Genomic DNA, 22,195 nt, shown 5'->3' with positions numbered 1-22,195 from the left:
GTTCATTGCTTCGTTTAAAAAATAAATACTATATGAAAATATAAGCGATAAATACTATGTTTTCAAGGGTGAACGGTATATTCGAAATAAAGTTAAATTTCAAAGTAATATACTAGGAGCATCGATTTCATTATATTTTAAACGTTTGAACGAGACATTCTTCATCATCAATTAACTGTGTTTTCTCATCAAATTCGATGTTTAGCTCCCTATATACTTTCTTCCAAAAAGAAACTGCTGGTATATTTTTCACAAGTTCGATAACGAAATACTGCCCTCGTTTCTCTTTTAGTACATTCGCAATAACTTGTTTACCGATTCCTTTCCCTTTGTACTGATTCAATATGAAAATGTCATTTATACCAAAGTCGTTTTCCTTCTTCAAAAAAGGACGTTCCAGTAGTAATAAAAATCCTACAATATCATTATCACTTTTAATAAAATACGGAGTGATTCCGTCATTTTCCCAAAACATGTGCAAATCTTCGTATTCGAAAAATCCATTTGCCTCAATCGTTATATTAGGAGTAAATGTAGAGAGGTCATGAAGATATAGTGCATACAAATTACGCAATATTTCTTTTTCTGATTCTTGAACTATTTGAAGTGTTAAAAACATTTTTAAAGATCCCCTTCCCTATATGTAACTGTTTCTCCCTCTTTATTATTCGCTAAAAAAGTTTACCTACCTTTGCAAAAAAAATAGCACTTAAAAAGTGCTATTCTGCTCTCCTTGCCGCTTGTTGAATTGGGTCCCACACGCTGTTATATGGTGGTGCATAACTTAAGTCGACATCTTCTAAATCGTGAACACTCATTTTATTGAAAAGCGCCATTGCGATCACATCAATTCGTTTATCTACGCCTTCTTCTCCAATTACTTGCCCGCCCAGTAATTGTTTCGTATCGGATCGATATAGTAATTTCAAGTAAAGTGGTTTTGCATTTGGATAATAGCCCGCCATATTTGTAGAATCTACTTTGACTGTTTTATACGGGATGTTTAGCCCTTTCGCTTCTTTTTCATTTAATCCTGTTCTTGCGAGTGTCAAATCCATAAATTTAATAATGCCTGTACCTAACGTACCTTTAAATGCTCTTCGTTTATCAAGCATATTCAGTCCTGCAAGTCGGCCTTGTTTATTAGCAGTCGTTCCGAGCGGGATATGATCATGAATTTCCTTTATAACGTGGTAATGTGTTGCGCAATCACCAGCTGCATATACGTCCTGCACATTCGTTTGCATGTATGCATTTACTTCAATTGCCCCTTTATGATTTGTACGTATATTTGTTCCTTCAAGAAAATCAGTATTTGGCTTTACTCCAACCGACACTAAAACAAGATCTGCTTTATACGTCCCTTTATCCGTTTCAATTTGTTCCACTCTTTCGTTCCCTTTAAATGCTTTTACATTTTCATTCGTTAAAATTTCAATATGATGTTTATCTGCTTCTTTATGTATATATTCAGCCATATCTGCATCATAAATCGTACCGATATGATCGTTTCTCTCAATCATTCTTACTTTCTTACCAAGTTCGACGAATGTTTCTGCCATCTCCAGTCCAATCGCACCGCCGCCGATAATAGTTACATCCTCAACTTTATTCGTTTCTAACGTTTTTAATATGCGCTCAGCATCAGGAATTGTTTTTAAAAGATGAACGCCTTGTAATTCCCGTCCTTCCCATTCTGGCATAACAGGACGCACTCCAGTCGCAATTAATAATCGATCATATGGAAATTCAAAGACATCTTTCGTCTTCGTATGCTCTGCATACACCATTTTCTTTTCCGTATCTACTTTCGTTACTTCATGACGCACTTTCGCATCAATTCCATATTTCTCACGAAACGTCTTCACGTTGCGCGCGATTAACTTTTCAGTTGAAGCGATAGCACCACTAATGACATACGGTAATCCACACTGAGCGTATGAATAAATTTCACCTTTTTCTAAAGTTACAACATTTGCATTTTCATCGTTTCTAACAATTTGCATAGCTGCACTCATACCAGCTGCATCTCCGCCAATAATGACATAGTTCACTTTACCACTCCTTCTTTTTTACATACTCTTTACGTTTTCCATATTTTATAGAAATAACACCTACTTCCATTGTAAAGAAAGAGAATTTCATCTTCAAATTTGGTGCACAAACTTATGTATGAATAGGTAACTGTCGTGTCTTATAAACAACATGTTTAATATGCTATAACAGTAACCAATTGAAAGTAGGTGAAACATACATGTGCGCCGGCCTTCTCGCTCAAACTCCAGAGGAACCGAAAGAACCAAAACCCGCCTTGTCGCTCGATCAAGAATTTTCTATTAACGCAACCATTTATAGTGCTCGTGCTTGGTTATCTAATGATGAAACTTTCCCACAAACAATTTGGAAAGGCTCTCGCTTCGCTTCAGCATCACACGCTGGCAAGTCCATCTTACCAATCGGTACTGTAAAAATTTTGAACTTATCTGATGATACAATAACAGTTACTGCATCATCAGAATCAGATGATACTCTCAAAATAGTCGTACCCCCTCATTCTGAAGGTGTTTTAACATCTAACGCATTATCTGATGTGCAAGCAAGTACATCAGGAGGAGCAAGTAAAGTCACATTTCTCTTTCATATCTTTTTCTCAAGGGATCCTGGTTCAGATAAAAAACCATAAAAAAGGTACAGTTATGCACTGTACCTTTTTTCCAGGCTGTGGAGAAAGTCTTCTCCACAGCCTGTTTTTGTGTCTGAACCTCTTTTTATGTGTCAACACTGATAAAAAGAGGTAAAGGAGAGATTTTTTATGATGGGTGCTTTAAAAAATCATCGTGATGAACGTGTATCTGTTTCTGTAGAAGAGTTGGTTCCACAAGATCATTTCCTTCGTGCGATCGAAGCGACAATTAGTTTTGATTTTATTGAAGAGAAGTTACGCCCTTATTACTGTGAAAACAATGGACGTCCTTCAATCCATCCTATCGTTTTATTTAAAATGATGTTTATTGGATATTTTTACGGTATTCGTTCGGAGCGTCAATTGGAAAAAGAGATTAAAACGAATATCGCCTACCGTTGGTTTTTAGGGTCTTCTCTATCAGATACTATTCCAGATCATTCTACAATCAGTTGGAATCGTCGTACTCGCTTTATTCATACAAATATTTTCGAAGAAATTTTTGATGAGATCGTGAGGCAAGCGACAGAGCACCGGATGGTGGGAGGACGTGCGCTGATGACAGATTCTACGCACATTAAGGCCAATGCTAATAAAAATAAGTTTGTACATAAATATAAAAAAGAAAAGGCAAAGTTTTATATAGATGAACTAGAAGCTGCGGTAATTGAAGATCGTGAGGTACACGAAAAAAAGAATTAAAACCCAGAAAGGAAAGTGATACTCCCACTAAAAAAACTCGTATAAGTACTACGGATCCAGATAGTGGATTTTTAATGAGAGATGGAAAACCGAACGGTTTTCATTTCTTAGACCATCGTACGACTGATGCGAAGTACAATATTATTACAGATACTTATGTAACGGCTGGAAATATGGCAGATTCCGAGCCATATTTAGCGCGTCTACAAGCTCAAATTGATAAATTCGGATTTAAAGTGGAAGCTGTAGCTCTTGATGCAGGCTATTTTACAGGGTATATCTGTAAGAAATTATCGGAGAGAAATATATTTATGGTGATGGGGTATCGCCGATTTGGAAAACGAAATAAAGAAGTACCAAAAAGCCAATTTAAATATGTAGAAGAAATGAATGCATTTGCTTGTCCGATGGGGTGTATTTTAGAGTATGCGACAACGGATCGTGAAGGATATCGTCACTATAAATCCAACCCAGAAGACTGCGCTGTTTGTCCGCTACGTGAGGTATGTTTTTCAAAGAAACAAAAACAAAAAGTTATCACTCATCATATATGGGAGAAATATAAGGATATCGCTAGAAAAAACAAACTAACAGTTACAGGGAAAAAGTTGTACAAAGTACGCTGTTCAACTATAGAGCGAAGCTTTGCGGATGCCAAAGAACTACATGGCTATCGATATGCTCGATTTCGGGGGCTGAAGTCTGTCCAAATGCAGGCTTATCTCACCGCAACTTGTCAAAACATGAAAAAAATAGCCCTCCATCTGACCAAAAAAGGTCTGGTGGAGGGCTATTTTTTTGAAACTCTATTATTTTATGTTGTTTTTATTCGCTAAAATCAAAATGATTCCAGAGTGTGGGGAACCCTAAAGGGTTTCCCAACACTCTGTAAAAAAGGTACAGTTATGCACTGTACCTTTTTTCATGTGCTCTATTCTCTTGATTTAATTAGTTCAACATTATAAGATTCAATATCCGTTAGCTTTCCTGTAAAATATGGATTTTCTCTATACCAAGACTGTTTCGCAAAATATGCTTGCATATCTTTCGTTTGAAAAATATGTCCATGCCTTGCATATATTTCATTTCTAGCAATTTTCAACTGTTCTTTCGATAAATATGTTAAATCTGTGCTCGTTAATTTTCGAATATCACTATCAGGAAAGATGAAACCATTATATACATACCCAGTCGTAGGTGGCGGGGTAACATTATAAACAACTGTTTTTTCTGTACTTTTCGTTTGGAATGGAAGATTATAAGACGAAAGTGCCGTTACCTTCTCTACTTTTGTCGTTTCCCGTCCGCTTTCTCCATTTCGTTCTAAATAAATCGTCGCACTTCCATCAGTCGCTACAGGCCCCCATGTAATTTCTTCTCCTGCGAGCGCTGTAACTGGTTTTTGATTTACGTACAATGTTGCACCAGGCGCGTTCGTTTGAACTGTAATATATTGACCTTGCAACGTTAAATCTATCGTTACGTTATTTTGGCTTTGTTTCATAAGTACAACCTTTTCCTCACGAGATAGTTTTACATAGTCATTTTTATATTCTGATTGAAACACTTGATTTCCCGGAAGAAATGGCCCATATTGCTTCTCAAACTTTTTGTCATCTGTCTTATCAATTTCTTTTCCGTTCATTTTTAACGATACGCCTTTTTCATTTGTAAGCAAAGTTGTATAGTACGTCTTCGCTTTCAATTTATATCGATCAAATATAAAGAAATACTTTCCGTCTTTCGTTAATGAAAAATCGGCTCTTTCTATTCCGTCCCGTTGTTTTTCACCTTGTCTCAAATATTCTTTTAATTCATTTACGTAAGATGGATTTTCTTTTATATATGAAAATAGCGGCTTTACACTCTCTCTCGTTATCGTAACCGATGGATCATCTGTCGTAACGACCTGAGCTAATTTCTCTCCGTCCCTCTCTTGTAAAATCGTAATCATCCGGTCTACTTGTGCCACCTGCGTATAATACGATGATCCGTACAAATATAATCCAATAATCGCTATAACAAATAGTGCTAACAGTGTAATGCCAACCTTTGCACCACCGCTCATGTTCTTCTTTACTACAGGACTTCCCCTCTTCGTCCCGCAGTTTTGACAAAATTGCACACCATCTTCAAACTGAATTCCGCACTTTGTACATACATTCATCCAGTCAACCACCTTTTCATTAGAAGCCAGTTATTCCCTGTGTTAAGGCTTGAATTATCGTGCTAATGTAAGACCAAAGTACAATAAATGTTGCAATTCCAATTAAAACATTTGCAATAATAAGTGTGTACACGAGATCTAATCCGCCATTGTCTAGCTTTAATATGGCTACAGTTATACTAATCCCTAAATAAGTTGCAGCTACCGATAATAATATCGGTAAGAAAAAGATTAATAAGAAACTAAAAAGAAAAGAAAGGACTAATATAGCAATAGCCGGCGTCGCTAGCGTTCCCCATATACCGAATACTTCAAGAAACGAAAAAGATGATTTCATCATCTTACCACTTACAAAAATAATAAATCCGACAAATAAAGTTAAAATTAATAAAAAGAAAAAGACCGTTATAGATTCTACAAAAAATGTGGGAGTAGATATATCTGGTGCAAATGTTCTCGTAACTGCTGATGCTGCACTCATCATTCTATAAAAAATACATGCTCCTAAAAAACAAATAAGAACAAGACTTACAATTCCATTTCTTACTTCAATCGTGCCGCTTTTCATAATCGCTGTCGGTGCTTGTAATGCATGTTTAAAAAATTGAAAATAGCCGCTCGCAAACCGCTTCGCTTGCTCTACCGTTTCATTTGGCCGAGTTTCCTTTACTTGTGCCGCGCGTGCTTGTTCCGGCCCTTCTTCTTGACCACTACTTGCCACTACTTCTTCCGTTAACGAATGTCCACAATTCCCGCAAAACTTTGCCTCTGCTGCATTTTCTGTATGACATGACGGACATTTCATTCTCTCATCCCTCCTTAAGCATATACCATATAGGGTGTTACAAATTCAATATATGACTTTGTACATAAAACATGACTACAAGAAAAAGATTCTGAAATCCTTCTTTCGAAAGAAATATATGTGCTAGCAATCTTGAAAAAAATGCTATTATGAAACAGAATAAATAATATTTTTAACAGATTGGATGAAAGACAATGGAATTGGTAAACTCAATTTTTCAAATACTCCTTACAAGCGTAATCCAATTATTATCTTTAATTGGCGTTATCATTGTAATTGGATTTCTATTAGGCTATTTAGAATCTCTCACACGGATGTATTGGTCGAGAGCTTTCGGAAGAAAAGGATTCCTTTTAACTGCGTGGATTGGTGTTCCTATTCATGAACTTGGACATGCCATTATGTGCTTACTATTTCGTCATAAAATTGTTGCAACGCAGTTCTTCCCAACAGACATAAGTCAAGGTGCTTTAGGCTACGTACAACATCAATACAATCAAAAAAGTGTATATCAACGAATTGGGAATTTCTTCATCGGTATCGGGCCTATTATTTCTGGTATTACTGCACTAATCCTTTTAATGCGCTATTTCGTACCAGAATCATATTTTTTATTTAATACAACTCTCGAAAAAACGATCGCTTCTACTTCTATTAATATAGAAATGATCCAAAACATGCTCTTGTCGACGTTTGTATTATTGAAAAGCTTATTTACAATCGGCAATTTATTGAACCCTTCCTTTTGGTTATTTTTATTTATCGCCATTTGCATTTCTGCACATATCGCTTTAAGTAAACCAGACATTAAAGGATCAATAGACGGAGTTATCGTCATGTTTATCGTTTTATTTTTATTCAATATAATAGCCGGACTTTTTCAGTACGACAGTAATCAGCTAATTGGACAGGTTATGAAATATAATATGTATCTCATTGCGTTTTCTAGTGTAGCACTGCTTTTCTCTTGTCTTTCTACACTCGTTAGTTTTTCGTTTTATAAAATAAGAAGAGGGCGTTCTTTTTGAACGCCCTCTTCTTATTAATTATTCCCCTTATAATCACAATGCTCAACAGGCACACGAGCATGCCCTTCTTCATCCGTACACCATGACTGTGATTGGAATGCAAGAAAGATACCAATCCATTCTTCTTCCTTTTCAAAGTGAATGAGTATCCCTCCGTCTTGCCATATGCCATTATCACCTTTCCATTTCTCTACATTCCCTTGATTCATGTGAATATCATGTATACCGTTTCCTGGTTTGAAATGAAAATAGGAATCTGGTGTATTTTCTTCTGGTCCCCATCTTTCACCAAACGCGTAAATAATCGCTTTTTCTTCTATCGCTCGCTTTATATAACGTTCTATTTTTTCGTTTAAATCATTATCTGCTCCTGCTTTTTCGGGAGGCAAAGGAATCATTTGTTTTGAATCAAATAGATTTCCTCTTACATAATCTAAAGCCACTTTCGGTTCATTGTTTTTTATTTCTGTAAAACCGAATGGTAATGTCGGTAAAATATGAATCGCTTCTGATTTAATATTGTTACTCGCAAAATATAAAACTTCTGACGGATAACTTTGCGACTTTACGTTAATTGCAATACGATAATCTACTCCAGTCTCGCCCTGTAAATGAACTTGATAATGAGGTGTTTTCCCTTTTCCAATCTTTGATTGTATAACTGTACCTTTTAACACACCGTAGTTTTTTAGGGGCATACATTTCATCTCCTATTCATTTAGTAGAAGCTATTCATATTTAAATCATTATCCACTCATAAAAAAAATCCTCCTATGTTAGGGGGATTTTTAATTTCTCAACATATACCAAACAATAACCTCTACCACTACAAGTAAAGCCGCAACAAAGATCATTAACGTCGTCTTCTTTAATAGTTCATTTTCACGGTAAGGGATATTACATAAGTAAGCACCTAGTGTAATCCGTGACGGACAAGCGATTGTCGCTACTGATGATGCGGTGTTTTGCAGTGTTGTGACGTATTGCCACGGGAGTGCTACGTTTTGTGCGGTTTGCATTTGTAGTTTTATAAACATTGCATTTGATCCTGCGTTACTACCTGTTAAAAATCCACCAATAGCGCCAATAAACGGAGCAACAAAAACGAAAAAGGTTCCAAATGTTTCACCAGCTGTCTTTGCGAGTAATAAATGCATGCCTGATGCACCCATTAGTTCTGAAATGGCGATAAACATTGTCGTAGTAATAGCAAAAGGAATCCATTGTTTGATCGTTTGCGAGAGTGATTGTTTAATAATATTAGACGGGATGCGGAAGAAAATAATAGTAAATAAGCAAGTCATACCGAGCCAAAATCCTGGTGAATATAGTAACTCTAGTTTGTAAGAGTATGATTTCAAATCAAGAACCGCATATGATCTGAACAAATCATGTAATGCTGGAACGAGGCGAGAAAGTAAAATACAAACTGTTAGAAATATATAAGGGCTAATAATTTTTATAATGGATACTTCTCTCTCCGTTGCAGCCGCATGTTCTGTTATAAGATTCTGCCCACTTTTTCCTTTTAATTTAATGATAAGAAAGCCAAATGTAATCGTAACGATAGAACTTAATATCCCGGCTAGTTCAACACTTACGTACGCATTAGAAAGATAGATTCCGAGAGAAAATAATAGAAAGAATCCTACTCCTTCTTTCCACTTTTCTATAACCGCTTGCCAGCCGCCAACAACGTGTAAAGAAAGAATAACAAAGTAAGCAAACATCGGAATACTTAATAGCGCTGTATTTGTACCAAGTGTTGTAAGAGGCATATTTATTAGCTGCGAACCGATAATCGTACCAGTTGCCATTGCGCCCCATGAACTAGCTAGTAAGCCGATAAATGAGAGCAGTACAGCTTGAAATGGTTTATATCCTAGTGAAAGAAAAATAGGTGCTGCAACCATGAAGCCAATACCGAATCCACTTACTGATTCAATAAGCGGGCAAATGCCAAAACACATAAGCAGCATTTGTAATAAACGATCCTGAGTAACTGCTTCTAGAAAACGCGCTACTTGATCGATGTACCCCATTTTGTTCATGAGGTGAAATAAAAAAATACCGAAAAATAAAACGTACCCGACAATAAAACAAATTAACCATCCTTTAATCGTTGCGTGCACAGTTTCACTTATCCCTAATCGAAACGTTGGTGAGAGTAAAACGATTCCGACAGACACTGCATAAGAAATTAACGAGGACCTTAATGACGTTTGTTTAAATAAAAATAAACAAATGAAAATCATCATAATTGGGATAAGTGCCAACAATATGGCCATGTTATCATCTCATTTCGTTTAAAATACAATTTTTAACTATTATATAACAGATGACATAATTTTCAATTGTTTTTACAACAGATTCGAAAAAAGAGCCAAACGGCTCCTTTTCATTCACTCCCATTTTCTATTATCCTGAAAAATTGTCTGCTGTCCGACTATTTTATCTAACACAACAAACACAATATAAGCACATATTACTTGCAATACAATATTTCCAAATTTCATTAATTCAAATGAATGAATCCACCTGAATAATTCGTTTAATAATACAATCGAAACAATACTAAATAATTCTACACTAATCGAAAATATACATATTTCTAAAATAGACTGTTCTTGAATGCGATTTAAGTTTGAAAAGATGAATACATATCCTAAAAATAGAGCCATCAACTCTATTTTCGTCATGCTAATGAGCCAAGCGTATAGTGGTACAGTTAAAAGAAGATATAGTAATTTCCATCTTAGCATGCCTTCTCACCCTCTAAATTATATGTATTTTCTGTATATTTTAACATTTATTGAGCAAAACAAAAAGAAGGGACTTACGCCTCTTCTTTTTGTTTTGTCGCCTGTATTAATTCACATATCCCTTCTCTTTCTCCATTTTCTAACAGCTCAATAACTTTACTTCCAACAACAACGCCGTCACATATTGTAATCATTTCTTCTACATGTTCCTTTGTTGAAATACCGAATCCTGCGACGACTGGTAAGTTGACGTGTGATTTTACTTTTTCTAAGTAACTATGAATCTCTTCTTTAAAGTTTTGACGTACTCCCGTTACGCCCGCTACTGTAACAGCATAAACGAACCCTTCTGATTCACTCGTAATTTTTTCAATTCTTTCAATAGGACTCGTTACGGTAACGAGTGGAATGAGCGCAATGTTTGCCTCTCGAAGTAACGGCGCAATAATATTTTGTTCTTCATACGGTAAGTCTGGGACGATAATACCGTCTACACCTGCTTCTATACAGTTTTCGATGAATCGTTCTTTTCCGAATGCGAGTACTGGATTTAAATATGTCATGAGTACAAACGGAATTTGTACTTCTTTCCTTACCTCTATTAATGCTTGAAAAATGCCTTTTAATGTTACGCCGCTATCTAGCGCTCGCTTTCCTGCTCTTTGAATCGTTGGGCCGTCCGCGACTGGATCTGAAAACGGAATACCAATTTCAACGATGCTTGCTCCAGCCTCATCTAGAAAACGAATTCTTTCTTTTAATTTTTCAAGGCCACCATCTCCGCCCATTACGTACGGAATAAATGCTTTCTTACCATTTTCAAACGCTGCTTTAATTTTTTCTACTCCCATTTTTTACACCTCTTCCATATAACGTTTTATACTCTCTACATCTTTATCACCGCGGCCTGATAAGCAAATAACAAGTCCTTCATCTTCCTTCATTTTCGGAGCTAATTTTAATGCGTATGCGACAGCATGTGAACTTTCTAGCGCCGGGATAATGCCTTCTTTTTTCGTTAATAATTGAAATGCTTCTAACGCTTCTTCATCTGTTATCGAATGATAAGAAACGCGGCCAATATCTTTTAGCAAGCTATGTTCTGGACCAACACCTGGATAATCGAGTCCTGCTGAAATAGAGTGTGCTTCTTGAATTTGCCCTTCTTCGTTTTGCAGAAGATACATCATTGATCCGTGTAAAACACCGACGCTTCCTTTCGTTAAAGTTGCTGCATGCTTTTCTGTATGAACGCCTTTTCCAGCTGCTTCTACGCCGTAAAGAGCAACTTCTTCATCGTGTACAAACGGATAAAACATTCCCATTGCGTTACTACCACCACCAATACAAGCAACGACTGCTTCTGGTAATTTTCCTTCTAACTCTTCATATTGTTTCTTCGTTTCATTCCCAATTACACTTTGGAAATCACGGACAATTTGTGGGAACGGATGTGGTCCGAGAACTGATCCCATAATGTAGTGTGTATCATGCACGTGTGAAACCCAGTAGCGAAGCGCCTCGTTCACCGCATCTTTTAATGTGCCGCTACCTGCCGCTACACTTTCTACTTTCGCTCCGAGTAATTCCATTCGGAACACATTTAATTTTTGACGTCTCACATCTTCTTCTCCCATAAAAATGACGCATTCTAACCCGAGAAGAGCACATACAGTAGCTGTTGCAACTCCGTGTTGTCCAGCTCCTGTTTCAGCGACAACTTTTTTCTTGCCCATTCGCACTGCAAGTAGTGCCTGACCGATTGTATTGTTAATTTTATGAGCTCCTGTATGGTTCAAATCTTCACGTTTTAAATAAATCTTTGCACCACCGCAATACTTCGTCATATTTTCAGCATAATATAGCGGTGTTTCTCTTCCGACGTACGTTTTTAAATAATGATTTAATTCCTTTTGAAATGCTTCATCTTGCATCGCTTCTTTATATGCTTCTTCTAGTTCTAGTACAGATTGCATTAACGTTTCTGGAACGTATCGTCCTCCGTATATACCGTAATGTCCTTTTTCATCTGGATATGCGTAGTTCATTTGGAACACTCCTTCGCTTTTATAATAAATTGTTTTATTTTCTCTACATCTTTCTTTCCTTCTGTCTCTACTCCGCTGCTCACATCGACCATATATGGCCGAACAGTTCGAATTGCTTCTTCTATATTAAGAGCGTTTAATCCACCAGCTAATATCGTTTTCTTTCGCAATTCTTTTGGCATATGCCCAAGTAGTTCCCATGAAAATGTCTTTCCATTTCCTCCATGAAACTTTTCTTTCGGGCTATCAAACAATATATAATCCGTTTCATATGCTTGAGCGCTTTTCATATCACTCTCTGAAGTTACTCCTAGTGATTTTATAGATGGAATATTCAATCTTCTAATTCGATGATTCTCTTCATCCCCATGTAGTTGCACATGCGTTAACCCGCACTCATCTGCAATCTTCTGAATCACTTCAACTGATTCATTTACGAAAACCCCGATTTTTAACACGTGTGCTGGAAGCTCCCCAATAATTTCTTTCGCTAGCCCCGGAGTAATTTCCCGCTTACTTTCTGCAAAAACAAATCCGATTGCATCTGCTCCGTATTCGCAAGCACATTTTGCTGTTTCAACATCAGTAATACCGCAAATTTTCACTTTCATATATTCACCTTACAATCTTCAAAAAAGCTACTAATAGAAGATGATGTCATAAGTGCCTCTCCAACTAATACCCCTTTTGCCCCAGCTCTTTTAACGCGGGTAATATCTTCTTTTGAATGAATGCCACTTTCACTAATCCAAAGTAATTTCTCCTCATTCAATCGTTTTCCTAACTTTTCAGTTTGGCTTAAATCTACTTCGAACGTTTTTAAATTACGATTATTAATGCCAATAACATGTGGATTTAGTTGGATCGCAGTTTCTAATTCCTGTTCATCATGAACTTCAACAATCGCTTCCAATCCTTTTTCTAACACGTAGCCATACAACTCTTTTAATTTCTCTTTCGTTAACGCTGCTACGATTAGTAAAATAATATCTGCTCCCGCTTCATACGCTCTATCGATTTGAATCTTATCGATTATGAAATCTTTACATAAAAGCGGAATGTTACTTTCTTCTCTTGCCGTTTGCAAATCGTGAAACGATCCTTTAAAAAATTGACCATCTGTTAAAACAGATACTGCTCCTGCACCACATTTCTCATATGTTCCCACTTGTTTTCGTACGTCAACGTGTAAATTGATATCTCCTTTTGATGGTGATGCTCGCTTTACTTCTGCAATGACAGTAAACTGCTTTAACGCTTCTACAAGTGAATGTGCCTTTCTTTTTGTTTTTACTGGTGTATACGTTTCATATAACTCCGCAACTTCCTTTTTCTTCTGTTCTACAATTTTATCTAAAATCGTCCCCACTTTAGTTCACCCTTTCTAATTTTTCGTTGCTTGCTGCAATTAATAAGTTTAATTTGGTTAATGCTTTTCCAGAGTCAATGCTATGTGTTGCTAGTTTAATTCCTTCTTCAATCGTTTCTGTTTTTCCATTTGCAAAAAGGGCTAGACCTGCATTTAATAACACAGTATCGCGGTAAACACTCTTTTCTCCACTCAATACGCCGACTGTAATCTTTGCATTTTCTTTTGAATTCCCTCCTCTAATTTCTTCATTTTTCACTCTTGAAAAACCATACTTTTCTGGATCAATATTCATTTCTACTATTTCATTATCTTTTAAAAGGACTACGTGATTTTCCCCTTGTAATGACGCTTCATCTAAAAAACCACTTCCATTTACGACAAGCGCTTGTTTCCGGCCTAACTTTTGTAATACTTGTGCAACTGGTAATAACATATCTCGTTTATAAATACCGACAAATTGTGTTTCTAAATTCACTGGATTTGTTAAAGGACCAATTAAATTAAAGATTGTCGGCACATTTAATTCTTTTCTTATTTTCATAATACGTCTTAATGCTGGATGCATCGCTGGTGCGAATAAAAATGCGATGCCGACATGCTCTAATAAATAATCAATTTCGTTTGGTGTACTGCTAATATTTACACCGAGTTCTTCTAATAAATCTGCACTTCCTGTTTTACTAGATACAGCACGGTTACCATGTTTTGCAACCTTTACGCCAGCTCCTGCGAGTACAAATGCCGATGTTGTACTAATATTAAACGTTTGGGCACCGTCACCACCCGTTCCGCAATTGTCCATTGCTCCTTGTATATGGTTCAAAAACGGTAATGCCTTTTCGCGAAGAGCTCGAACAAGGCCGTATATTTCTTCTGCTGTTTCACCTTTCGCTTTCAGTAAGACTAAGAAAGCTGCAATTTCACTTTCCAATATGTTTTCATTTAATAAAAGAAGCCCTGCTCTATACATTTCCTCTTCTGTTAAATGTTGTCCCTCCACTAATTTACGAAGATAGTTATTCATACTCTTTCCTCCTCCTTCACTTCTGTTAAAAAGGCACGTATTAACTTTCCGCCTTCTTCTGTCGCGATTGATTCTGGATGAAACTGTAATCCGAATAGCGGATAATAATTGTGACGAACTGCCATAATTTCTCCGTCGTCCATCGCTGTCGCTAATATGTCAAAACACTCTGGCAAACTCGTTTGCGCTGCAACAAGGGAATGGTAGCGCATCGCTGTTAGCGGCTGTGTCACGTATGAAAAGATTGATGTTCCGTTATGTTTTACGCGTGATGTTTTTCCGTGTTTAATGCGCTCCGCTCTAACAATTTCTCCTCCAAATGCTGATATAATCGCCTGGTGTCCGAGGCAAATACCTAATATGGGAACGTTCTTATAAAAGTGACGAATCACTTCGATACAAATGCCAGCATCCTCTGGTTTTCCTGGTCCTGGCGAAAGCACAATTCCTGTTGGATTCATCCCTTCTAGCTGTTCTATCGTTATTTGGTCATTTCTTACGACTACAATATCTTCTTCGTATTCACCTAACAGTTGATACAAGTTATAAGTGAATGAATCATAATTATCAATCAGTACAATCATTTCATTACCTCCAAGAGCGCTCTCGCTTTATTTAACGTTTCTTCATATTCAGCTACTGGGTCTGAATCATAAACAATTCCCGCTCCTGCCTGAACGTATGCTTTTTCATCCTTTATGACCATCGTTCGAATGGCGAGCGCCATATCAAGATTCCCTGAAAAACTAACGTATCCAACTGCACCTGCGTATACATTTCTTTTTTCATTCTCTAGCTCATTTATAATTTCCATCGCTCTAATTTTCGGAGCGCCTGACACTGTTCCTGCTGGTAGGCAATACGCTAATGCATCAAATCCACTCATTCGTTTTCGTAATGTTCCGTAAACTTCAGATACAATGTGCATAACGTGAGAGTATTTTTCTACTTTCATATATTTATCTATCGTCACGGATCCAATTTCACTTACTCTGCCAATATCATTCCGACCAAGATCTACAAGCATCATGTGCTCCGCTCGTTCTTTCTCATCTTCTAACAGTTCTTTTTCAATTTCCGCATCTTGCTCCTTCGTTTTCCCTCTCGGCCTCGTACCCGCAATTGGATTCGTCATCACCTTATCTTCTCTAACTGATAACAAGCTTTCCGGCGAAGAACCGAGTACAACATAATCTTGAAAATCGATATAGAACATATATGGTGATGGATTGGTAATTCGAAGCTTTCGGTATAACGCGAAAGGATCACCAATACATTCACTTTGCAAACGCTGAGATAATACGACTTGGAATATGTCCCCGGCCCGAATGTATTCTTTCGCCGTTTCTACCATCTCACAAAACTTTTTTTCCGTTATAGAAGAAGTGAATGATAATGTGGATTGTATTGCATTTACTTCAGTTTCTTCTCCTTGTAGCACTTCCTCTTTGTATACTCGTAGCCTTTCGTATACTTCCTCATAATCTGCTGAATCATCTTCCCTGCATACATATACAAACGACAACTTTTGGCGTAAATGATCGTAAACGATAAACTCACGATATAGTAAAAGGTGTACTTCCGGAACATTTAATGGGTCGTGTAAATCCGCTCCAATGTTTTCATACTGCCGAATGACATCATATCCAATATAACCAACTGCTCCTCCGCAAAATGGAAATGGGCTATCTACTTGTGAGGATGCGATTACTTCTTCTAACACTTGTAGTACGTTACCTTGTAACTTTTCTGTTTGCCCATATATCATTCGTTCTACTTCCGTACCAACGCTTTTCACCTCTCCATAAGGATTACATCCTAAGTAAGAATAACGCCCTTTATCTTGATGAAGCTGTGAACTTTCTAATAAAAATTTCTTCTTCCCTTTCATACGTCTATATAAAGAAATTGGCGTAATGCTATCTCCTTCTTCTTCAGTGATTACTAAAAATGTCTTTCTCTCTCTTTTTTGTTTTATAAATTCTTCTTTCGTCATCATGTCCTTCACCTCACTCTGAAAAATAAAAAAGTCCCCTACATATCGAAAATATGTAGAGGACGATAAATATACCGCGGTACCACCTCGTGTTGGATGCAAAAGCATCCCGCTTTGTTCAGGTACAAAATTTATACCTTATCCTTGTAACGGCGGAACCCGGGTTGCCTACTGAAAATAATTGTTCAGCATACCTCTCGTAAGCCCATTCCGTATATGGCACCGTACCGGGCTCCCACCTATTCCCAGCTCTCTGTAACGTCTCCAATATACGTACTCTTCTTACTTAAACGATTTCATTTATTTAATTTTTTATACACAAAAAGGGAGTACTCATCCTATAGAAAGGACGGGTACTCCCGTGGTGCCACCTTAATTCGTTACAAATGTAACGCACTTTACCGTATCAAAAACAATACGTGTCTCTTGTATCGATGAGATCATGTCGCCAAAGCCTACTTCTTTCGTTTCGGTTTGGAAGCTCCGAAGCCCATTCCACATCAATTCCATACTGATTCGCACCAACCATCAGCTCTCTGACATGTTCATCATGTGTACTCTTCTTCATCAACGCTTGCATTTTTTTAAGTTGCACTCATTATAGACCTAACTTTTTTCACAAGTCAATACTTTTTTTAAAATTTTATTTTTCTTTCCTTTCAATATTATATTGACAAAACAACCTCTTTTTATGTAAATATAATAAATACTCTATTAAAAATAAGGTTTTTTGTATGAATATTATATATTAAAAAAGTAAAATAACATCAAAAAACGCTTACATTTCTGAAAATTCGTATTTCTATATGGATTTTTCAGAATAATCATGATAGATTATAAAGTGAAACTTTAATCAGTGGGGGTTTTGTTCATCACCCCACTGATTATTAGTTGAACCAATCGGGCATTTACGGGCAGTTGATCTCCCACCTAACTTCCTTGCCCAGCCAATTTTAAGGTGGGAGTTTTACTACCCGTTAATGCGGGATAAATATGCATAACGCATCAAAAGACATGACAAAAGGAAGGGGAACTACATGAGTACGCAGATGTTAACTTTAACTTCTATCTCTATTTACATGCTCGGGATGTTAGTAATTGGCTATTTCGCCTACAAACGAACATCCAACTTAACAGATTATATGCTTGGCGGGCGTACACTAGGCCCCGCAGTAACAGCATTAAGTGCTGGAGCAGCTGATATGAGTGGTTGGCTTTTAATGGGATTACCCGGTGCAATGTTTAGCGTTGGATTAAGTAGTAGCTGGATTGCGATCGGCCTAACATTAGGCGCATACGCAAACTGGATCTATGTCGCTCCTCGCTTACGTACCTACTCTGAAATTGCAAACAACTCTATTACTATCCCAGAATTTTTGGAACACCGTTTCCACGACAAATCCCATATGCTACGCCTAGTATCTGGACTTGTTATTATGATATTTTTCACGTTTTATGTAGCTTCAGGATTTGTCTCTGGCGCTGTATTATTCGAAAATTCATTTGGACTCAATTACCATGTTGGTCTTCTTATCGTTGGTGGAGTTGTCGTAGCTTACACATTATTTGGTGGGTTTTTAGCTGTAAGTTGGACAGACTTCGTGCAAGGAATCATTATGGTAGTCGCTCTTATTCTTGTTCCAGTCGTAACAATTATGCACGTAAATGGACTTGGTCCAGCATTTGAAACAATTAAATCTATCGATCCGGCATTATTAGATATTTTTAAAGGTACTTCTGTATTAGGAATTATTTCATTATTCGCATGGGGCCTTGGTTATGTTGGACAACCACATATTATCGTACGCTTTATGGCAATTTCTTCTGTAAAAGAAATTAAAAGCGCACGACGTATTGGTATGAGCTGGATGATTTTTTCTGTTGTCGGAGCTATGTTTACTGGCCTTATCGGTATTGCGTACTATTCAAAAGCAGGTTTAAAACTTTCTGATCCAGAAACGATTTTCGTTGAACTTGGCACTATTTTATTCCATCCACTTATTACTGGATTTTTATTAGCAGCTATTTTAGCAGCGGTTATGAGTACAATTTCATCTCAGTTACTCGTTACTTCGAGTGCTGTAACTGAAGATTTATATCGTACATTCTTTAAACGTTCTGCTTCTGATAAAGAACTTGTATTTGTCGGTCGTATGGCTGTTCTTGTTATCGCTTTAATTGGATGTGCATTAGCACTTAAACAAGATGATACGATTTTAGCTCTTGTTGGATACGCTTGGGCTGGATTTGGTTCTTCATTCGGACCTGCTATTTTATTAAGCTTATATTGGAAACGTATGACGAAGTGGGGCGCACTTGCTGGTATGATTTCTGGTGCCGCTACAGTAATTATTTGGACTCAATTCAAATTCTTAAAAGAATTCTTATATGAAATGATTCCTGGTTTCACTATTAGTTTACTAGTAATCGTAATTGTTAGTTTACTAACACAACCTTCAAAAGAAGTTGAAGAGCAATTTGAGGATTTCGAAAAACAACATAGTCATAATCTATAAAAAGAAATCTCTGCTGTTATCGTAACAGCAGAGATTTTTTACAGTTCGACAATCTTCTTATCAAATTTAACAAATTCTTTATGTTTCGTTAAATTTAACATAACACTACTCCTTTATAGTATGAGTATCAGCACTTATACAGAAAGGGGACTCCAACATGTTAGCAGCTTTCCAGCAACAACAAACACGAAAATTTTCACCTATCACAAATACTTCTGCGTCTTGTTTAAACATGCAACCTAACCCGCCTAAAATTTCAATTGCTCCTTCTGTTATTTCAGTCATCGGTGTTCATATGGAAAAACATAAATTAAAAATAAAAACGGGACAAAACATTGTGTTATCAGCTTCCATTTTGCCAATACAAGCAACGAATAAAGAGCTTATTTGGTCAAATATGAATTCTGATATCATCACCATATATCCAAAAGGTGACACCGTGACGATTACTGGAAAAAGTGCAGGTAAAGCAGTCGTAATCGTCACAACTGCTGAAGGCAAATTTCGTGACCTATGTGTCATTCATGTACAACCTTATATGACAAATCCAAAGTAAAAGAGTGGCTTCGTAGCCACTCTTTTACTCGATTTCAATATTTGAGTTTTTACTTTTTACAAGATTAATAAAAAAGATTGGATATAACCATACATCTTTTTTGATGGAAATTCCACTAAACTTTCCCCATCTTGATTTAAGTCAATGATTCTCTTCCTTTTCCCTATTACAATGAAAACAATATTAGAAAAGGAGGACGTATTATGACTGAACGAAAGTACGCCTTATTCGCTAGCACATCTCTTCTTGTTATGGCATTCATTGCCTTTTTTTCTTACGGTTTTGTTCATGGAAATCTCGTTGTACAAGGAGATGCGAGTACAACATTCCATAATATCCAAACTTCAAATTCACTTTTCAAAGCAGAAATTTCCGGGTGGATTATCATTTTTATTACTGATATTGTCGCCGCGTGAGCTCTTTATTTCTTTCTAAAACCAATTCATACTAGCCTCTCATTACTAGCTTCCTGGCTTCGTCTTATGTATACAGCTATACTTGGGATTGCTATATTCAATTACTTCTTTAATATCTCTTCCATTTCCCTCCCCCTTCTACGCCCGTATTTCTATAAAACAAAAAGAGAAGTATCACAACTTCTCTTTTCTCCCCTAACACTATAATTCCTGTGTATACACCGGCTCATTTACGACATTTTTTGTTGTTCGTTTTTGTTGCTGTAGTAAGAAAACAGATACACCAAACAATACGAGCATGCTACCGATAATTTGCATTGCATTTAATTTTTCTCCAAGTAAGAAGAACGCAAGTATAGATGCTCCAACAGGTTCTCCTAAAATACTCATTGAAATTGTCGTTGCATTTACATAATTTAATAGCCAGTTATTAATTACATGTGACACTGTCGGCACAACCGCAAGTAAAAGAAAAACGGTCCAATCCCACTTCGTATAACCTGTAAAGGGTACTTGTAATATGACATTATAAACCCCCATAAAAAGACCTGCGAACGCAAAAACTGTAAAGCTATAAATCCAGTGTGATACTTTCTTTACTGTCGTTTGCCCGATAAATAAATAACCGACAACTGCTATTACACTTAGAAAGGATAATATGTCTCCATAAATTGCTTGCTTACTTAAACCTAAATCTCCCCAACCAATGCACATTACCCCTAGAATAGCGATTCCCATCGTTGCAATGGCTGAATATGTTGTTCTTTCTTTAAACAGAAAAAAACCTCCAACTAAAGATACGATCGGTTGAAGTGCCAAAATAATTGTTGAACTAGCAACTGTTGTATGCTTTAAAGATTCAAACCATAAAAGAAAATGTAGCGCTAAAAAGAATCCAGATCCAATTAAAAATCCCCAATCTTTTATTTGAATCTTACTAAACTCTTCCCGTTTTTTCCAAACGATAGGCAGCATAATAAGCACGATAATCCATAATCGATACATACTTAATATTGAAGATGGTGCTGAGGACATCTTTACAAAAACTGCTGCGAATGAAATGGCTATAATAGAAATTGCTAATGGTAGTGCGATTGATCTTTCTTGTTTCAAATTCCGTCTCCCCTCTCACCTGTCAAAAATCCCACTTCATTATATCCGTTTTCTTTCGTAACTTAAATACTAATTTTTTAGATTCTTCGTACCATTATGGTAAAATAGAAATTAAGGCACCAATTAGTGAATATTTATTTCCTTTTTCACTATAAGCGTCGCTCTTACAAGCGTTACAGTAAATTTTTATTTAGGGGGATCTACATGAGTCAAACAATAGGGAGAATTGAAGAAATTTCATTTTATAGCGCATCACTTCAAGAAGACGTTACACTTCTCGTTTATTTACCAGTAAATTACACACCACTGCACAAACATACAGTTGTAATTGCACAAGATGGTAGAGATTATTTTCAGCTTGGTAAAGCGCATCGTGTAATTGAGCGCCTTCGTGAAACTGAAGAAATTGACCGTACAATTATTGTCGGTATTCCATATAAAAATGTACATGATCGTAAAGAAAAATATTTCCCAAATGAAGTAAAAAATGCTGCATATATTCGTTTCCTTGCTCATGAACTTGCACCATATATTGATGAAAATTATCCAACGTACCAAATGGGAAAAGGTCGTGTTTTAATTGGTGATTCTCTTGGCGGAACAGTTTCCTTTATGACTGCACTTATGTATCCGCATACATTCGGTAAAGTCGTTATGCAATCACCATTTGTGGATGAGACAGTAATGAACTTAGCAAAAGACTTCAAAGATCCACAAGCATTAGAACTGTATCACGTCATCGGTACAGAAGAAACGGCTGTAAAGCGTACTGATGGACAAGTATCTGATTTCGTAGAACCGAACCGTGAGTTAAATACACTTCTTACAGATAGAAATTTCATTACGCATTACGAGGAGTTTGAAGGTAACCATACTTGGAAATATTGGCAAACTGATTTACCAAAAGCCTTCTCTCATATTCTATCAATGAAATAATAGAGAGCAGTATTCAGAATAATTTGATATAATAGATAAAGAGATTTATTTATCTCAAAATCTAACTAGAC

At 36.6% G+C, this 22,195-nt stretch carries 21 protein-coding genes, 1 pseudogene and 2 other annotated features; of the genes and pseudogenes, 7 read left to right on the top strand and 15 right to left on the bottom strand.

The genetic code is table 11. The features are described from left to right. Positions 1 to 130: 130 nt before the first annotated feature. Positions 131 to 619, bottom strand: coding sequence for a GNAT family N-acetyltransferase (locus JFU02_RS25805; protein WP_061668027.1), 489 nt, complete (start codon positions 617 to 619; stop codon positions 131 to 133). Positions 620 to 719: 100 nt separating this feature from the next. Further along, the gene (locus JFU02_RS25800) at positions 720 to 2,054 is read right to left on the bottom strand and encodes a CoA-disulfide reductase (RefSeq protein WP_001110232.1); all 1,335 of its coding nucleotides are present in this window, start codon (positions 2,052 to 2,054) and stop codon (positions 720 to 722) included. A gap of 200 nt (positions 2,055 to 2,254) precedes the next feature. On the opposite strand from JFU02_RS25800, the gene JFU02_RS25795 reads away from it, so the two are divergent. Both JFU02_RS25795 and JFU02_RS25790 read left to right on the top strand, forming a co-directional pair. Further along, positions 2,255 to 2,683, top strand: a complete 429-nt coding sequence (locus JFU02_RS25795) for a hypothetical protein (protein ID WP_000332416.1) — start codon at positions 2,255 to 2,257, stop codon at positions 2,681 to 2,683. Between the two features lie 129 nt (positions 2,684 to 2,812). Continuing rightward, a protein-coding gene (locus tag JFU02_RS25790; RefSeq protein WP_201071873.1) for an IS1182 family transposase occupies positions 2,813 to 4,221 on the top strand; the annotation gives its coding sequence in 2 pieces (ribosomal slippage) (positions 2,813 to 3,371 and positions 3,371 to 4,221; 1,410 coding nt in all). A 95-nt stretch (positions 4,222 to 4,316) separates the two neighbouring features. On the opposite strand, the gene JFU02_RS25785 is transcribed toward JFU02_RS25790, so the two are convergent. After that, positions 4,317 to 5,552, bottom strand: a complete 1,236-nt coding sequence (locus tag JFU02_RS25785; protein ID WP_086405990.1) for a TcaA 3rd/4th domain-containing protein — start codon at positions 5,550 to 5,552, stop codon at positions 4,317 to 4,319. Positions 5,553 to 5,571: 19 nt separating this feature from the next. Further along, positions 5,572 to 6,357, bottom strand: coding sequence for a zinc ribbon domain-containing protein (locus JFU02_RS25780; RefSeq protein ID WP_061668030.1), 786 nt, complete (start codon positions 6,355 to 6,357; stop codon positions 5,572 to 5,574). A gap of 194 nt (positions 6,358 to 6,551) precedes the next feature. On the opposite strand from JFU02_RS25780, the gene JFU02_RS25775 reads away from it, so the two are divergent. Next, positions 6,552 to 7,385 carry a hypothetical protein gene (locus JFU02_RS25775; RefSeq protein ID WP_201071870.1) on the top strand — a complete coding sequence of 278 codons (834 nt, stop codon included), beginning with the start codon at positions 6,552 to 6,554 and terminating at the stop codon, positions 7,383 to 7,385. A 14-nt stretch (positions 7,386 to 7,399) separates the two neighbouring features. On the opposite strand, the gene JFU02_RS25770 is transcribed toward JFU02_RS25775, so the two are convergent. The 10 genes from JFU02_RS25770 to trpE all read right to left on the bottom strand — a co-directional run bounded on the left by JFU02_RS25770 (position 7,400) and on the right by trpE (position 16,590). Continuing rightward, a complete protein-coding gene (locus JFU02_RS25770; protein ID WP_001128605.1) occupies positions 7,400 to 8,083 on the bottom strand; it encodes a DUF2278 family protein in 684 nt (227 codons plus the stop codon). A 90-nt stretch (positions 8,084 to 8,173) separates the two neighbouring features. Continuing rightward, the gene (locus JFU02_RS25765) at positions 8,174 to 9,673 is read right to left on the bottom strand and encodes an L-lactate permease (RefSeq protein ID WP_086405988.1); all 1,500 of its coding nucleotides are present in this window, start codon (positions 9,671 to 9,673) and stop codon (positions 8,174 to 8,176) included. Between the two features lie 114 nt (positions 9,674 to 9,787). Then, a complete protein-coding gene (locus JFU02_RS25760; RefSeq protein ID WP_000946977.1) occupies positions 9,788 to 10,147 on the bottom strand; it encodes a DUF4029 domain-containing protein in 360 nt (119 codons plus the stop codon). 74 nt (positions 10,148 to 10,221) lie between these two features. Continuing rightward, positions 10,222 to 10,998, bottom strand: coding sequence for a tryptophan synthase subunit alpha (trpA, locus tag JFU02_RS25755; RefSeq protein ID WP_000537828.1), 777 nt, complete (start codon positions 10,996 to 10,998; stop codon positions 10,222 to 10,224). A 3-nt stretch (positions 10,999 to 11,001) separates the two neighbouring features. Next, positions 11,002 to 12,195 (bottom strand): tryptophan synthase subunit beta, encoded by a 1,194-nt coding sequence (gene trpB / locus JFU02_RS25750; RefSeq protein ID WP_001105039.1) that lies wholly within the window; start codon positions 12,193 to 12,195, stop codon positions 11,002 to 11,004. Beyond that, on the bottom strand, positions 12,192 to 12,806 hold the full coding sequence (locus JFU02_RS25745; protein ID WP_000865126.1) for a phosphoribosylanthranilate isomerase: 615 nt from the start codon (positions 12,804 to 12,806) through the stop codon (positions 12,192 to 12,194). Before JFU02_RS25745 ends, trpB begins: the two co-directional genes overlap by 4 nt. Continuing rightward, on the bottom strand, positions 12,803 to 13,564 hold the full coding sequence (gene trpC, locus JFU02_RS25740) for an indole-3-glycerol phosphate synthase TrpC (protein ID WP_086405987.1): 762 nt from the start codon (positions 13,562 to 13,564) through the stop codon (positions 12,803 to 12,805). Before trpC ends, JFU02_RS25745 begins: the two co-directional genes overlap by 4 nt. Position 13,565: 1 nt before the next feature. Then, entirely contained in the window at positions 13,566 to 14,591 is a 1,026-nt protein-coding gene (gene trpD / locus JFU02_RS25735) for an anthranilate phosphoribosyltransferase (protein WP_001067377.1), read from the bottom strand. Next, complete coding sequence (locus tag JFU02_RS25730; RefSeq protein WP_000636341.1) at positions 14,588 to 15,175, bottom strand: aminodeoxychorismate/anthranilate synthase component II; 588 nt, start codon at positions 15,173 to 15,175, stop codon at positions 14,588 to 14,590. The genes trpD and JFU02_RS25730 overlap by 4 nt, the downstream gene beginning before the upstream one ends. Continuing rightward, entirely contained in the window at positions 15,172 to 16,590 is a 1,419-nt protein-coding gene (trpE, locus tag JFU02_RS25725) for an anthranilate synthase component I (RefSeq protein WP_061668035.1), read from the bottom strand. The genes JFU02_RS25730 and trpE overlap by 4 nt, the downstream gene beginning before the upstream one ends. A 52-nt stretch (positions 16,591 to 16,642) precedes the next feature. Beyond that, positions 16,643 to 16,887 (bottom strand) — a binding site (T-box leader). A 42-nt stretch (positions 16,888 to 16,929) separates the two neighbouring features. Beyond that, positions 16,930 to 17,167, bottom strand: a binding site (T-box leader). 457 nt (positions 17,168 to 17,624) lie between these two features. On the opposite strand from trpE, the gene putP reads away from it, so the two are divergent. From putP to JFU02_RS25710, 3 genes and pseudogenes are all read left to right on the top strand, one after another. Then, on the top strand, positions 17,625 to 19,103 hold the full coding sequence (gene putP, locus JFU02_RS25720) for a sodium/proline symporter PutP (RefSeq protein WP_000107195.1): 1,479 nt from the start codon (positions 17,625 to 17,627) through the stop codon (positions 19,101 to 19,103). Positions 19,104 to 19,260: 157 nt separating this feature from the next. Continuing rightward, positions 19,261 to 19,659 carry an Ig-like domain-containing protein gene (locus tag JFU02_RS25715; RefSeq protein ID WP_000878734.1) on the top strand — a complete coding sequence of 133 codons (399 nt, stop codon included), beginning with the start codon at positions 19,261 to 19,263 and terminating at the stop codon, positions 19,657 to 19,659. A gap of 203 nt (positions 19,660 to 19,862) precedes the next feature. Beyond that, positions 19,863 to 20,186: pseudogene (locus JFU02_RS25710) on the top strand (DUF4386 domain-containing protein); the annotation flags it as partial. 90 nt (positions 20,187 to 20,276) lie between these two features. Here JFU02_RS25710 and JFU02_RS25705 read toward each other — a convergent pair. Continuing rightward, on the bottom strand, positions 20,277 to 21,188 hold the full coding sequence (locus JFU02_RS25705; protein WP_000808246.1) for a DMT family transporter: 912 nt from the start codon (positions 21,186 to 21,188) through the stop codon (positions 20,277 to 20,279). Positions 21,189 to 21,392: 204 nt separating this feature from the next. Here JFU02_RS25705 and JFU02_RS25700 point away from each other — a divergent pair, with 204 nt between their 5' ends. Further along, the gene (locus tag JFU02_RS25700; protein WP_000084010.1) at positions 21,393 to 22,124 is read left to right on the top strand and encodes an alpha/beta hydrolase; all 732 of its coding nucleotides are present in this window, start codon (positions 21,393 to 21,395) and stop codon (positions 22,122 to 22,124) included. The last annotated feature ends 71 nt before the right edge of the window (positions 22,125 to 22,195 follow it).

The organism is Bacillus sp. TH13, from assembly GCF_016651175.1.
GTDB lineage: Bacteria > Bacillota > Bacilli > Bacillales > Bacillaceae_G > Bacillus_A > Bacillus_A thuringiensis_S.
The sequence above is the reverse complement of the archived record's forward strand: the minus strand, read 5'-3'. Positions and strand labels throughout refer to the sequence as shown.